This is a genomic window from Pseudomonas medicaginis (assembly GCF_965119365.1).
Classification (GTDB): Bacteria; Pseudomonadota; Gammaproteobacteria; order Pseudomonadales; family Pseudomonadaceae; genus Aquipseudomonas.
The window spans coordinates 380,500-395,000 of the sequence record NZ_OZ221631.1 but is presented as its reverse complement, the minus strand read 5'-3'; the positions used below and the strand labels follow the sequence as shown (position 1 = coordinate 395,000).

Genomic DNA, 14,501 nt, shown 5'->3' with positions numbered 1-14,501 from the left:
AGTCTTCTTCTATATAGAAGAGAGCACTCAAAGAACCCCTGCTTCCTTGAGCCTCGCCACCGCTGCTTCATCCAGCCCCAACAATCGCTGCAGCACCTCCAGCGTATGCTCTCCTAATAAAGGGGGAGCATTGCGATATTCCACCGGTGTCTCGGACAGCCGAATCGGGCTCGCGACCTGCGGCACCTTACCGGCCAGCAGGTGAGGCAACTCCATCGCCAACCCACGCGCCTTTACCTGAGGATCGGCAAACACCTCACCCAAGTCGTTGATAGGCCCACACGGCACCCCCGCCTGCTCCAACCGGGCCACCCACTCGGCGGTCGTCTTGAACACCGTCGCCTGGCGAATCAACGGAATCAACACCGCCCGGTTCGCTACCCGCATCTTATTAGTGGCAAAACGCGGATCATCAGCCCACTGCGGTTGATCGGCAACCTCAGCGAACTTCCGGAACTGGCTGTCATTACCCACCGTCAGGATGAAATCACCATCAGCCGTAGGAAAATCCTGATAAGGCACGATGTTCGGATGCGCATTGCCCAGCCGCTTCGGCGCATTGCCCGTGGTCAGGTAGTTCATCGCCTGGTTGGCCAGGCAAGCCACTTGAACATCCAGCAAGGCCATATCGATGTGCTGCCCGCCGCCAGCATGATCACGATGCGCCAACGCCGCCAGAATGGCAGCGGTCGAATACAGCCCCGTGAGGATATCCGTCAACGCGACACCCACCTTCACCGGCCCCGCACCCTCATCGCCTTCAGGGCGACCGGTCAGACTCATCAAGCCCCCCAGCCCCTGAATCATGAAGTCATACCCGGCGCGCTTGGCATAAGGACCGGTCTGACCAAACCCGGTTATCGAGCAATAGATCAATTGCGGATTGATCGCCTTCAGCGAGTCATAGTCCAGGCCATACGCCGCCAGGCCACCCACCTTGAAATTCTCGATCAGGATATCGGACTTGGCCGCCAACTCTCGCACCAGCCGCTGCCCCTCTGGCCGCGTAAAGTCGATGGTCACCGACTGCTTGTTGCGATTGGCCGACAGATAATAAGCGGCCTCGGTCGTGTTCTCGCCACGGGCATCCTTCAGGAAGGGCGGCCCCCAGGCACGCGTGTCGTCACCGTTGCCGGGACGCTCGACCTTGATGACATCAGCCCCCAGGTCCGCCAGGATCTGTCCGGCCCACGGCCCGGCCAAGACCCTCGATAAATCCAATACCCGCAGATGCGAAAGCGCGCCCATGACCGTTCTCCTATTAATAGAACGCCTGGATACCGGTTTGCGCACGCCCCAGGATCAACGCATGAACGTCATGCGTACCTTCATAAGTGTTCACGACTTCCAGGTTCACGAGATGGCGAGCGATACCGAACTCATCAGAGATACCGTTGCCGCCCAGCATGTCCCGCGCCATGCGAGCAATATCCAGGGACTTACCGCAAGAGTTGCGCTTCATGATCGAGGTAATCTCAACCGCCGCCGTGCCTTCATCCTTCATGCGCCCCAGGCGCAGGCATCCCTGCAAGGCAAGCGTGATTTCAGTCTGCATGTCGGCCAGCTTCTTCTGGATCAACTGATTGGCAGCCAGTGGACGACCGAACTGCTGGCGGTCCAGCGTGTACTGGCGAGCGGTGTGCCAGCAGAATTCAGCCGCGCCCAGGGCGCCCCACGAGATGCCATAGCGTGCCGAGTTCAGGCACGTAAACGGCCCCTTCAGACCACGGACATCGGGAAAAATGTTCTCCTCCGGGACGAATACGTTGTCCATGACAATTTCGCCGGTAATCGAAGCGCGCAGCCCGACCTTGCCATGGATCGCCGGCGCACTCAGCCCCTTCCAGCCTTTTTCGAGAACGAAGCCACGGATATCACCGGCGTCGTCCTTGCCCCAGACGACAAATACGTCAGCGATCGGGCTGTTGGTGATCCACATCTTGCTGCCCGTCAGGCTATAGCCACCTTCGACTTTGCGCGCACGAGTAATCATCGCGCCCGGGTCAGAACCATGGTTCGGCTCAGTCAGGCCAAAGCAACCGATCCATTCACCAGACGCCAACTTCGGCAAATATTTCTGTTTTTGCGCCTCCGTCCCAAACTCATTGATCGGCACCATGACCAGCGAGGACTGCACGCTCATCATCGAGCGATAGCCAGAGTCAACGCGCTCCACTTCGCGAGCGATCAAACCATAGCTGACGTAGTTCAGCCCACTGCCACCGTACTGCTCAGGGATGGTGGCTCCCAAGAGCCCCACTTCACCCATCTCACGGAAAATCGCCGGGTCAGTCTTCTCATGGCGGAACGCTTCCAGCACCCGTGGCGCGAGCTTCTGCTGGGCGAACTGCTCGGCAGTGTCGCGGATCATGCGTTCTTCTTCAGTGAGTTGCTGATCCAGCAACAATGGATCGATCCAGTTGAAGCTCGCTTTACCGGCCATGAAAAAGTCCTCGCCAATTAAATGAAAATCGTGGATTGATCCTAGGCGCGGTTTCCTACAAGGGCAAACGAGGATTACGCACTATCCTGTGCTAATTTCTCACTCCGTAAACGCCATAAACCCCGTTTGCGCAATCATTGAGTGAGACTTACGTACATGCGCCGTAAAATCCCCAGCACCGCCGCCCTAGTCAGCTTCGAGGCTGCTGCGCGCCATGAAAGCTTCACCAAGGCCGCGCAGGAGCTTTCTCTCACGCAAGGCGCTATATGCCGACAGATCGCCAGCCTGGAGGACTTCCTCAGCGTGGAGCTCTTCCGACGCTCGCGTCGCGGCGTCAAACTGACCGAAGCAGGACTTTCGTACAGCCGTCGGGTTGCCACCCAACTGGATGCCGTTGAGCGCGACACGCTTTCCGTGATGGGGCACACCGGCGCAAACGTGATCGAGTTGGCCGTGGTTCCGACTTTCGGCACCCAATGGCTGCTGCCACGCCTCAAGGATTTCCAGCGCCAGCATCCGGAAGTCACCGTCAACCTGACCAACCGCACACGCCCTTTCCTCTTCGCGGACACGGACTTTGACGCCGCCATCTATTTTGGTGATGCGGACTGGTCCGGTACCGAATCCCACAAGCTGATGGGCGAAAATCCGATGCCGGTATGCAGCCCCGCCTTGCTGGGCAATCGCAAGAGCCTGACACCGGAGGCCATCGCGCAACTGCCCCTGCTCCAGCAGACCACTCGCCCGTATGCGTGGCGCCAGTGGTTCAACGCGCAGAACCTGAATATTGCACGGGACCTGACAGGGCCGCGTTATGAACTATTCTCCATGCTCGCCCAAGCAGCCATGCACGACATGGGCATTGCGCTGATTCCACCCTTTTTGATTCAAAGGGAGCTAGCAGAGCAACGACTGGTCGTGGCCAACCGTCACACGCTATCGAGCATCAAGGCCTACTACCTGATGATTCCGGAGCGAAAGGTCGAATCCGCCTCTCTCCGAGCATTTCGAGATTGGCTGGTGACACAAGCGACGAACTATCTTCTTGATTAATAAGGACAAGCTAATTTCCTACTTAGGTAGTCAACTAACAAAAGTCGCTACAGATGTAAGTTTATGTCGCATTCAGTCAATCTGTTATGAAACCCGTGCAGTAGTCTCCAAAGCGTTTAAATACATGGCTTGGAGCCATATCGCGTAGCGCATCAGGGCTCATTCATCTGGCCGATGGGAAAAATTGTCAATTTGGACCTGAATCCTTGGAAAGCACGGCCCACAAGGGCTGTCGATCGATAATTGCGACATTCGGTCACAGGGTGACTTGTAGTTAATTTTCCGTCACCCGTCATAATCCCTTGAAGGGCTGAATTTTCGCCTGCAAAATGCCGCGCCCCGCCTGGTTTGGCGGGATCGTGCTGATCGGCCGCCCCAGCCGCACCATCCGAAGTGCCTGGGTTTACTCAATAAGATCACGCAGGAGATTTGACGTGCACATTGGTGTTCCCCTCGAAACCCAAACGGGTGAAACACGGGTTGCTGCTACCCCGGAAACCATCAAGAAGTTGATCGGCCAAGGCCATAAAGTCACTGTCCAAAGCGGCGCCGGTATCAAGGCCAGCGTCATTGACAGTGCCTATGAGGCAGCGGGTGCAACCATTGGCAGCGCCAGTGATGCATTCGGGGCCGAGCTCATCCTCAAGGTGGTGGCCCCCAGCGACAGCGAGCTGACGCTGATCAAGAGCGGCACCGTTCTGGTGGGCATGCTCAATCCGTTCAACAACGAAACCATCGCCAAGTTGGCCGAACGCGGCATTACCGCTTTCGCCCTTGAGGCCGCACCACGTACCTCCCGTGCCCAGAGCCTGGATGTGCTGTCGTCTCAAGCGAACATTGCGGGCTACAAGGCCGTGCTGCTGGCCGCTCATCACTATCCACGCTTCATGCCGATGCTGATGACCGCCGCGGGCACCGTGAAAGCGGCGCGTGTGCTGATTCTCGGCGCGGGCGTGGCGGGGTTGCAGGCGATTGCCACCGCCAAGCGCCTGGGCGCTGTGATCGAGGCCTCGGATGTGCGTCCGGCGGTCAAGGAGCAAATCGAGTCCCTCGGCGCCAAGTTCGTCGATGTGCCTTACGAGACCGACGAAGAGCGTGAATGCGCGGTTGGCGTCGGCGGTTACGCCCGACCAATGCCAGCCAGCTGGATGCAGCGCCAGGCCCAAGCGGTGCACGAGCGCGCCAAACAGGCTGACATCGTCATCACCACCGCATTGATTCCGGGCCGCAAGGCACCGACATTGCTGAGCGCCGAAACCGTCGCGCAGATGAAGCCCGGCTCGGTGGTCATCGACCTCGCGGCAGCCCAGGGCGGTAACTGTCCGCTGACCGTGGCCGATCAGGTAGTGGTCGAGAACGGCGTCACCATCGTCGGCCCGACCAACCTGGCCGGCGAAGTCGCGGCTGATGCTTCGGCGCTGTACGCCCGCAACCTGCTGGACTTCCTGAAGCTGGTCTTCACCAAGGAAGGTCAGTTCGACGTGAACCTGGAAGACGACATCGTCGCCGCGTGCCTGATGTGCCGCGACGGCCAAGTCATCCGCAAAAACGCCTAAGCAGGGATTCAGACAATGGAAGAGCTTATCTCCCCCGGTATCTACAACCTGATCATCTTCGTGCTGGCGATTTATGTCGGTTACCACGTGGTCTGGAACGTAACGCCCGCGCTGCACACGCCGTTGATGGCAGTGACCAACGCCATTTCGGCGATCGTGATCGTCGGCGCCATGCTCGCCGCCGCCCTGACCGTGACTCCTTTGGGCAAGACCATGGGCACCCTCGCCGTGGCCCTGGCCGCGGTGAACGTGTTCGGTGGCTTCCTCGTGACGCGCCGCATGCTTGAGATGTTCAAGAAAAAAGCCCCGAAAGCCGTAAAAGAAGAGGCGCCCAAGTAATGAGCATGAACCTGGTAACGACGCTCTACCTGATCGCGTCGATCTGCTTCATCCAGGCCCTCAAAGGCCTGTCGCACCCCACCACCTCCCGCCGCGGCAACCTGTTCGGCATGCTCGGCATGGCGCTGGCGGTGCTCACCACCGTGGGTCTCATCTATAAGCTCGGGGCAGAGCTGGCCACCGCCGGCATTGGCTACGTCATCGTCGGCCTGCTGGTTGGCGGCACTGCCGGCTCGATCATGGCCAAGCGCGTCGAGATGACCAAGATGCCGGAGCTGGTGGCGTTCATGCATAGCATGATCGGCCTGGCGGCGGTGTTCATTGCCATCGCGGCCGTCGTCGAGCCGCAATCCCTGGGCATCGTCAAGCAACTGGGTGATTCGATTCCGGCCGGTAACCGCCTGGAGCTGTTCCTCGGCGCCGCCATTGGTGCAATCACCTTCTCCGGGTCGGTGATCGCGTTTGGCAAGCTCTCGGGCAAGTACAAGTTCCGCCTGTTCCAGGGCGCACCAGTACAGTTTGGTGGCCAGCACAAGCTCAACCTGATCCTGGGTCTGGCGACGCTGGGTCTGGGCCTGATGTTCATGTTCACCGGCAACCTCGGCGCGTTCGCCTTGATGTTGGCCCTGGCCTTTGTCCTGGGCGTGCTGATCATCATCCCGATTGGCGGTGCCGACATGCCGGTCGTTGTATCGATGCTCAACAGTTATTCGGGCTGGGCTGCAGCGGGTATCGGCTTCTCGCTGAACAACTCGATGCTGATCATCGCCGGTTCGTTGGTGGGTTCGAGCGGCGCAATCCTTTCGTACATCATGTGCAAGGCGATGAACCGTTCATTCTTCAACGTGCTGCTCGGCGGTTTCGGCAACACCGCGGATGCTGCTGGCCCGGCCGGTTCGAAAGAAGCCCGTCCGGTGAAATCCGGCTCGGCTGACGACGCCACCTTCCTGCTGACCAACGCCGATACCGTGATCATCGTGCCGGGCTATGGCCTGGCGGTGGCCCGGGCGCAGCACGCGCTGAAAGAACTGACCGAGAAGCTGACCCACCATGGCGTGACCGTTAAATACGCGATCCACCCGGTGGCCGGTCGCATGCCCGGGCACATGAACGTTCTGCTGGCCGAGGCCGAAGTGCCTTACGACCAGGTGTTCGAGATGGAAGACATCAACTCCGAGTTCGGCCAAGCCGACGTGGTGCTGGTCCTGGGCGCCAACGATGTGGTCAACCCGGCGGCGAAGAACGATCCGAAGTCGCCAATCGCCGGCATGCCGATCCTCGAGGCCTTCAAGGCCAAGACAATCATCGTCAACAAGCGCTCGATGGCCAGCGGCTATGCAGGCCTGGACAACGAGTTGTTCTATCTCGACAAGACCATGATGGTGTTCGGTGACGCCAAGAAAGTCATCGAAGACATGGTCAAAGCGGTGGAATGATCCATCACGGTCTCATCCAAAACGCCCCGACTTGTCGGGGCGTTTTGATTTGTATCAAGGCAAAATATTACCGATCCGGTAATGATGTTTTGCCTGAAACGCCCGTAATAGAGGCCTTAAATGCGACCTTTGTAGCGGGTCGGGCACCGCGCTAATTCACTAGACTGCGCATCTTGCTTTCCAGCCCGAGATAACCACCTATGTACCGTGATCGCATCCGCTTGCCTTCGTTATTGAATAAAGTGATGAGCGCTGCCGACGCAGCCTTGTTGATTCAGGACGGCATGACCGTCGGCATGAGCGGCTTTACCCGCGCCGGAGAAGCGAAAGCAGTGCCCCACGCCCTGGCTGAGCGCGCGAAGGTCACCCCGCTGAAAATCAGCCTGATGACCGGCGCGAGCCTGGGCAACGACCTCGACAAGGAGCTCACCGAAGCCGGTGTACTGGCCCGACGCATGCCATTCCAGGTCGATAGCACGCTGCGCAAGGCGATCAACGCAGGCGAAGTGATGTTCATCGACCAGCATCTCTCGGAAACCGTCGAGCAACTGCGCAACGGCCAGCTCAAGCTGCCCGATATTGCCGTGATCGAAGCAGTGGCCATCACCGAGCAAGGGCATATCGTACCGACGACGTCGGTAGGCAACTCGGCCAGTTTCGCCATCTTCGCCCGACAAGTGATCATCGAGATCAATCTGGCTCATAACCCGAACCTGGAGGGGTTGCACGACATTTATATCCCGACCTATCGCCCTACCCGGACACCCATCCCCCTGGTGAAAGTCGACGACCGTATTGGCAGCCCCGCCATCCCGATCCCACCGGAAAAAATCGCCGCCATTGTCATTACCAACCAAGGAGACTCGCCCTCGACCGTCGCGCCACCGGACAGCGACACCCAAGCCATTGCCGACCACCTGATCGACTTCTTCAAGCAGGAAGTTGCGGCCGGGCGCATGACCAACAAACTCGGGCCGTTGCAGGCCGGGATTGGCAACATCGCCAACGCCGTGATGTGCGGGCTGATCGATTCCCCGTTTGAAGACCTGACCATGTATTCCGAGGTCCTGCAGGACTCGACATTTGACTTGATCGACGCCGGCAAGCTGAGCTTCGCCTCCGGCAGCTCGATCACCCTGTCGGGTCGACGCAATGCCGATGTCTTCGGAAACCTGGAAAAATACAAGGACAAACTGGTCCTGCGCCCGCAGGAGATCTCCAACCATCCCGAGGTCGTACGCCGCCTGGGCATCATTGGCATCAACACCGCGCTGGAATTCGACCTATACGGCAACGTCAACTCTACCCATGTCTGCGGCACACGGATGATGAATGGCATCGGCGGCTCCGGCGATTTCGCCCGCAATGCTCACCTGGCGATTTTCGTCACCAAGTCAATTGCCAAGGGCGGTGCCATTTCCAGTGTCGTCCCCATGGTCAGCCATGTTGACCATACCGAGCACGATGTCGACATCCTGGTGACCGAGATCGGCCTGGCCGACCTGCGGGGCCTGGCGCCAAGGGAACGGGCGCGAGCGGTCATCGACAACTGTGTGCACCCGTCCTACCGCCAAGCGTTGAATGATTATTTCGAAGCAGCGTGTGTCCTGGGTGGGCATACCCCGCATATCCTGCGCGATGCACTGAATTGGCACGTCAACCTCGAAGAAACCGGGCGCATGTTGGCCGTCTGATACAGCTGGATCACCGCTATCGCAAATACAGTTTTGATTGAAGGCCGTCACTCGAGCCGGATACGACAAAAACTGTACTGCTGTACCGGTGTTTTCTTACAGCCTTTTCCCACAAAACATCAGACAACCACCAAAAACGCACCAATATCGAGCAGACAGGTACAGTTGCCTCAATATCGACCAGTACACCACTCTTTAACAGTTAACTGGTCTCTCACAATACAGGTGAACTGTATCTAGAGAGACTGGCCAAACGAGAGGATCATGGGCACCAGTTAAACCACTACCTAATCCCGCCACAAGCGGAAGGATGTCAACCATGGAACGTACACTCAGTTCCGAGCTGTTTTTCGAAGACAAAGCTGAAAAAAACCAGGCTTCCCTGCCTCTTCGCGTTATTGCCAACCTGATGTTGTGGCAGCGCCGCATTGCCAGCCGTCACCAACTGGCTCGTCTGGATTCGCGCCTGCTGGCTGACGCCGGTATCAGCGAAGCACAACGCTACGAAGAGCTGAGCAAGCCGTTCTGGCGCTAACTCAGCGTCGCTGGCCCTGACCCACCGGGTCCACCGCCAGCACCGAATTGAACAGACAAGACCCGTCGCGGGTAACCGCGACGGGTCTTGTCGTTTTCGGGGTTCGTTTTTTCAAGGAAATAACAGTTTTCAAACAAACAAAAACATACCAGTACAGTTATGCTTGAACCATAACGTCCAATGCAAGCCGCCTGCAGCCAATGATGGACGCAAGGGCTGTCAGCCAACGCGTTCCTGCCCTAATATCGAGGCCAACGTGGCGAAGCGAGTCGAGCATGCGTCTCCTCTTCCAGCTACACGCACCGGCATCACTCATCATTCAAGGAGTTTCATCATGATCCGTCTTCGCCTGCTCAGCGCAGCTGCCCTGATGGCCGTCGCCGCCCATTCCAATGCCAGCAGCTTCATCGTCACCACCGATTCCCTCGTCGGTGCACTCAAGGCCACGTCCGACGTGACTTCCGATGCAACCTCATCGCTACGTGACAACAAGATCGTTCAAGCCGCCCGTGATGACGCCGCCAGCTTCGTAGCCAGCGAAGGCGCCATTCGTGGTGTGAAACTGGAAAGTGCCCTGGATTACATCCGCCAGCAGGCACCGCAACTCAACGCCACCGATGCACAGCTGGCCCAGGCCATCCTGGTGATCTGATGCCACATGAAACATCGGGCACCAAATGGTGTTCCGGTGTTTCAGCGCTGGCTCTGGCCCGCAGGTTTGCGCTAGCCTTCAGGCTCGCCATCAACCGTCGAGTCCTATGCGTTTTTACTCAGATCTGTTCATCGCGTCTTTCTTCATCGTTTTCTGCTGGTCCGTACCGGCCCATGCCTTCGATGTGTCCACCCAGCAAGTGGTGGTCAGCGGCTATGCCACGAGCATGGTGACCTCTGCGCCCTTCGACCATAAACTGATCGTCGCCGCTCACGATGACGCTGCGGCATTTGTCGCCAGCAACGGGCAGTTGCGAGGTGCACAACTGGAGTCGGCCCTGGAATACCTGCGCCGGGCCCAGCCAAAACTTCACGTCAGCGACCTTGAACTGGCACAGGCAATTCTCGTCCAATAGTCACCTTCATTTTTCCGGAGTCATTCCATGCGTAGCCCGCTGATTGCTGCCGCCCTAGGCCTGCTGGTGTTGGCCGATGTGGCCCAGGCACATACCCTGGTAGCCACCAGTAACATCATCGTTCGCGCTTCCCAGCGCACGATTGATTTCACTTCCGACACCACCACCTCCATCCGTGATTCGAAAATCGTCCGCGAAGCCCATGACGATGCGGCCAGTTTTGTCGCCAGCAATGGTGAAATTCGCGGAGCCCATCTCGAAGCGGCCTTCGATACCCTGCGCACCCGCGTGCCGGAAGCCCGCGACGCCAGTGACCAGGTTCTCGCCGAAGCCATCCTCGCATTGTGAGGCGGTTCGCCGCCTGGCTGGCGGCGGGGGTCTTGTTGCTCACGGGCAGCATGGCCCACGCCGGCCTGCAACTGCACCTCAACGTCGAAGGACTGAGCCCGGCGCAACAGCAGGCCAGCCAGGCGCTGCTCAATGAAGCCATGCAGGCGCTACCGCCGCGTTTCATCGAGCGGCTGGACCGACGCATAAATGTCGGTTGGACCGACCAGATGCCGGCCAACGCCTACGGCCAGGCCTCCCTGGTGTCGCAACTGGACCTCAATAGCAACCTGCTCGACAGCCTTGTGGACGGCAGCGCTGCAACGCAAAAGACCCATCGCCCCCACGGCACCGTACGCCGGGAAATGCTCGCCACGGTCCTGCACGAACTGACCCACATTTATGACCGCTCGCGTCTATGGCCAGATGCCGAGCGTACGCTGATCCAGCGCTGCACTCGACGCAACGACAGCGCTGGCTTGATCGGCCTCCCCGACGAATGCCGGGGCCAGAACGGCCGTCGTTTCACCCTCAGCGATGACCCTCGCTTGCTGGACCTCGCCGGCTGGCCGCAATACGTCGGTCGTCGCGGTGAACGGGAACAGCACAACCGCCAAGTCGCCCGCAGCCCGGATCTCTATGAAACGAGCAGCCCCAAGGAGTTCGTCGCGGTCAATATGGAGTATTTTCTCCTGGACCCCAGCTACGCCTGCCGGCGCCCCGCCCTGTATCGCTATTATCAGGAACACTTCGGTTGGGCACCCGCCACCAAGGACACCTGCGCCAAATCGTTCGCCTTCCTCAACGCCGGAAACGACTTCGCCAAGACGCCCCTGGGAAAGGTCGATCCAGAGCGGGTCTACGCCATTGATTACCTGCTGGCCGAAGCCAATCAGAACTGGGTGAGCCGCTGGGGCCACAGCATGCTCCGCCTGGTGATCTGCGCTCCGGGTCGCCCGCGCGGCCCCGACTGCCGCCTGGATCTGGATCAACACCTGGTGCTGTCCTACCGCGCCTTCGTCGGCGATGTACAGTTGTCGAGCTGGGACGGGCTGGTCGGCAAATACCCCTCGCGCCTGTTCGTATTGCCATTGGCCCAGGTAATCGATGAATACACCAAGACCGAACTGCGCAGCCTGGCATCGGTGCCACTGAACCTGTCGCGTACCGAGATAGAAGAAACGGTCGAACACGCCGCTGAAATGCACTGGAGCTACGACGGCAACTATTACTTCCTGTCCAATAATTGCGCCGTAGAAAGCTTGAAGCTGCTGCGCAGCGGTAGCAATAACGAGCAACTCAAGGGCCTGGACAGCATCATGCCCAACGGCCTGTTGGAAGTACTCAAGGGCCGCGGCCTGGCGGACACCAGCGTGCTGGATGACCCCAAGGAAGCCTTGCGCCTGGGCTATCGCTTCGACTCATTCCGCGAGCGTTACCAGGCAATGTTCGATGTGCTGAAGAAGTACCTGCCTATCAAGCAACAAACGGTGGAAGACTGGCTGGCCCTGGACGCCGCCCAACGCCGCGTCTGGTTCGAACAGGCCGACCTGCGCACCAGCGCGGCGTTGTTGCTGCTTGAACAGGCCAGCTTTCGTCGGCAACTGCTATTGGCACAGGATGAAGTCAAACAGCGTTATCTCGGAGCCCGTGAGTTGCAGAACGGCGGTATGGAAAGGGCGAACGCGACACTGCAGCAGATCCTCGCCAACAGCGGTTTCCTGAGCCGTCCGGCCGAATTGCTGGGCAGCAGCGGCTACGGCTTGCCGCAACCCAGCGAGTGGCAACGCCTCGAATCGGAAAGCAGCTTGCGGCAAAAACAACTGCAAACGCTGACAGGCGACCTGGACAAGGAAGTCCGGGCCTTGCTCGAGCCAAGCCGCGCGGCTGAAATTGCTGCGAGCGAGGCGAATGTGAAAGCGATTGGCGAGCATTTGCGCAAGCTGCACAAGGCTGGGGGCGGGTTGGAGTTGCCCTGACGCACAGCGCCACTGGTGACGAGGGCGCTTGCTCCCGATGGTTGGTGCAGCCGCCCCAAAAAAGCCGGCGCATTCCTACAGAAAAACGCTGCACCACCGAGCGGGAGCAAGCGCCCTCGCTCCGAATTCCAGAGCATTACGAATGCGTGTTTATTCTCCTTCCGTAACGCTTCCGCCGAGCTACGAATCCTTGCGCCATTGCCTACAACTACGCCAGAATCCGCCCGCTTGTGCACCTTATCCCCGGGCTCTATCGTTTCCTTGCCACTGCCCATCAGTGGTCGGGTTTAGTAGCCCGGGGTTGTGTCAGTACGATGCATAAGCTCTCCATCCACGCAGGTTCCTACCTGTTTTTGATGGTGGCTGTGCGCAGGGCGCTTCGGCGCGCCGGCAATGCTGATCTCCCCGGTCTACTAACCTGCGTACAGCCGCCACCCTTCTTTTAGTAGGGAAGAGGTTGCGGCTTAACCATGGAGTATCAGCACATGTTCAAGCCTACACCGAATCCCCCAGAGACAGACCGCACTCCCCCGCACACCAAATCCGAGGCCAAAAAGCAGGACGAAGCCACCAAACGCGCCTTGGATTACTACCTGCTACCGAAACCGGAAAAGTCCGAAGATGCATCCAAACCGGACCAACTATTCACCGTGGCAAAAAACGCCGACAACGAATGCCTGCTCGCCAACCTTAGCGAAAACCTGGCATCCGCTGACGCGATGATCAGCAACCTGGCCTTCGACCTGGAAGGCCCCCGCCGCCACATCGCTCTCGGCGTCCAGCAACTGATTGAATTGAGTTCATTGCTGGCGAACCGAGTGCTCGATAACGTCGACCCGCGCTAGCAACCAGGACCTAGAAAAAAGGCATATCGGTTCAATCGATATGCCTTTTTCTATTCCGATCTTCCGAAGTCGCTCTCATAGGAAACTAGTGATAAGCAATTACTAGGTAGCATTCAACCGAAATGCTTTAAGGCTACGCGGCGAGTTTGCCTGAAACCACAGACAGCATCCGGCCAATATCGGCCCGTTTGCGGCGCATCCAACCTGGTGCCGCCTCGTCCCCCAGCGCTGCTGCTTGGTTAACGATGAGATATCGGGTATCTCTACTCCATCGGCCCCCGAATGGAGCTTCATATGGACAAGATCGACAACGAGCTAATCGACCCTATCGTTGAGCCAAGTGGCGAGAAAGCTCACCGCGTCGCCAGAATCATGATTGGTGCTGTGCCCATACTGGGCGGTGCTGGGGTCGAAATTTTCAACTCAATCATCGACACACCGATGAATGAGCGAAAGGTGCAATGGATGAATCAAGTCGGCAACGCGTTGAACGATCTGATTGAAAAGCGTGTGCTGACCGAGCAAGGCTTGCAGCACAACGAAACCTTCATCACCACAGTGTCCCAAGCCTCGATGTTAGCAATACGGAGTCATCAGCAAGAGAAGCTGGAGGCTCTCCGCAACACAGTGCTGAACGTTGCAATAGGCCATGCTCCAGAAGAAGACCTGAGACAACTGTTCCTTAATTTTATCGATGTCTGCACTGTAACCCACATTCGCCTGCTCAGCCTCATGAGCGGCCCTGAAGATTGGGGGCAGAAGCATGGAGTGGAGTTCCCGAGTGGCTGGAGCATGGGCGGCATCACTCAGGCCATTGAGCATGCCTTTCCAGATCTCCGAGGCAAAGAGCAGATTTACAAGGTCATCTGGGGTGACCTGTACCAGCGAGGCCTTATCAACACAGAAGGTCTTGGCACAACCATGTCGCGCCAAGGCATTCTGGCCCGCAGGACTACCGAGTTAGGGTCAAAGCTCATCGACTTCCTGAGCGAGCCCGTGGAGCTGAAGTGAGCGTCAGCTTCTAGTCGGACGAGTATTGTTTTGGCTAAAGCTAGCGTCTGCTTTTTGCCTCCTTTTGCGGAGTAAGGCTATGAGTCGAAAACAGCCCTTGCTGCCATTGTGCTGGGGTATGTTCTGGATTTGGGGCTGAGCCCCGTGTTTCCGGCTATAGCGACCACGTTGGTCCACTGCATAATGGGAATGGAATGGAATGGCTTGGTTTGGCGT

At 58.4% G+C, this 14,501-nt stretch carries 14 protein-coding genes; 12 read left to right on the top strand and 2 right to left on the bottom strand.

Going from position 1 to position 14,501, the window contains the following annotated elements; translation table 11 throughout:
* Nucleotides 1-27 precede the first annotated feature (27 nt).
* Nucleotides 28-1,248 (bottom strand): CaiB/BaiF CoA transferase family protein, encoded by a 1,221-nt coding sequence (locus ACMTA2_RS01815; protein WP_413795764.1) that lies wholly within the window; start codon nucleotides 1,246-1,248, stop codon nucleotides 28-30.
* A gap of 13 nt (nucleotides 1,249-1,261) precedes the next feature.
* Nucleotides 1,262-2,443: an acyl-CoA dehydrogenase gene (locus ACMTA2_RS01810; protein WP_014335919.1), complete on the bottom strand. Its 1,182-nt coding sequence runs from the start codon at nucleotides 2,441-2,443 to the stop codon at nucleotides 1,262-1,264.
* Nucleotides 2,444-2,599: 156 nt separating this feature from the next.
* Here ACMTA2_RS01810 and ACMTA2_RS01805 point away from each other — a divergent pair, with 156 nt between their 5' ends.
* The 12 genes from ACMTA2_RS01805 (at nucleotide 2,600) to ACMTA2_RS01750 (ending at nucleotide 14,285) form a co-directional block, all read left to right on the top strand.
* Nucleotides 2,600-3,496, top strand: coding sequence for a LysR family transcriptional regulator (locus tag ACMTA2_RS01805; RefSeq protein WP_413793467.1), 897 nt, complete (start codon nucleotides 2,600-2,602; stop codon nucleotides 3,494-3,496).
* A 434-nt stretch (nucleotides 3,497-3,930) separates the two neighbouring features.
* On the top strand, nucleotides 3,931-5,052 hold the full coding sequence (locus ACMTA2_RS01800; protein WP_413793466.1) for a Re/Si-specific NAD(P)(+) transhydrogenase subunit alpha: 1,122 nt from the start codon (nucleotides 3,931-3,933) through the stop codon (nucleotides 5,050-5,052).
* A gap of 15 nt (nucleotides 5,053-5,067) precedes the next feature.
* Nucleotides 5,068-5,391 carry an NAD(P) transhydrogenase subunit alpha part 2 gene (locus ACMTA2_RS01795; protein ID WP_003187010.1) on the top strand — a complete coding sequence of 108 codons (324 nt, stop codon included), beginning with the start codon at nucleotides 5,068-5,070 and terminating at the stop codon, nucleotides 5,389-5,391.
* The gene (locus tag ACMTA2_RS01790) at nucleotides 5,391-6,827 is read left to right on the top strand and encodes an NAD(P)(+) transhydrogenase (Re/Si-specific) subunit beta (protein WP_047230081.1); all 1,437 of its coding nucleotides are present in this window, start codon (nucleotides 5,391-5,393) and stop codon (nucleotides 6,825-6,827) included. The genes ACMTA2_RS01795 and ACMTA2_RS01790 overlap by 1 nt, the downstream gene beginning before the upstream one ends.
* A 200-nt stretch (nucleotides 6,828-7,027) precedes the next feature.
* The gene (gene scpC, locus ACMTA2_RS01785) at nucleotides 7,028-8,521 is read left to right on the top strand and encodes a succinyl-CoA:acetate CoA-transferase ScpC (RefSeq protein WP_413793465.1); all 1,494 of its coding nucleotides are present in this window, start codon (nucleotides 7,028-7,030) and stop codon (nucleotides 8,519-8,521) included.
* Between the two features lie 319 nt (nucleotides 8,522-8,840).
* Entirely contained in the window at nucleotides 8,841-9,056 is a 216-nt protein-coding gene (locus tag ACMTA2_RS01780; protein ID WP_003187014.1) for a DUF1127 domain-containing protein, read from the top strand.
* Nucleotides 9,057-9,390: 334 nt separating this feature from the next.
* Nucleotides 9,391-9,708: a DUF2388 domain-containing protein gene (locus ACMTA2_RS01775; protein ID WP_413793464.1), complete on the top strand. Its 318-nt coding sequence runs from the start codon at nucleotides 9,391-9,393 to the stop codon at nucleotides 9,706-9,708.
* 106 nt (nucleotides 9,709-9,814) lie between these two features.
* Nucleotides 9,815-10,123 (top strand): DUF2388 domain-containing protein, encoded by a 309-nt coding sequence (locus ACMTA2_RS01770; protein WP_413793463.1) that lies wholly within the window; start codon nucleotides 9,815-9,817, stop codon nucleotides 10,121-10,123.
* Between the two features lie 27 nt (nucleotides 10,124-10,150).
* Nucleotides 10,151-10,471: a DUF2388 domain-containing protein gene (locus ACMTA2_RS01765; protein ID WP_003187020.1), complete on the top strand. Its 321-nt coding sequence runs from the start codon at nucleotides 10,151-10,153 to the stop codon at nucleotides 10,469-10,471.
* Nucleotides 10,468-12,429, top strand: coding sequence for a DUF7844 domain-containing protein (locus ACMTA2_RS01760; protein ID WP_413793462.1), 1,962 nt, complete (start codon nucleotides 10,468-10,470; stop codon nucleotides 12,427-12,429). Before ACMTA2_RS01765 ends, ACMTA2_RS01760 begins: the two co-directional genes overlap by 4 nt.
* Nucleotides 12,430-12,914: 485 nt before the next feature.
* On the top strand, nucleotides 12,915-13,274 hold the full coding sequence (locus ACMTA2_RS01755) for a DUF6124 family protein (RefSeq protein WP_413793461.1): 360 nt from the start codon (nucleotides 12,915-12,917) through the stop codon (nucleotides 13,272-13,274).
* A gap of 294 nt (nucleotides 13,275-13,568) precedes the next feature.
* Nucleotides 13,569-14,285, top strand: a complete 717-nt coding sequence (locus tag ACMTA2_RS01750; protein ID WP_413793460.1) for a hypothetical protein — start codon at nucleotides 13,569-13,571, stop codon at nucleotides 14,283-14,285.
* The last annotated feature ends 216 nt before the right edge of the window (nucleotides 14,286-14,501 follow it).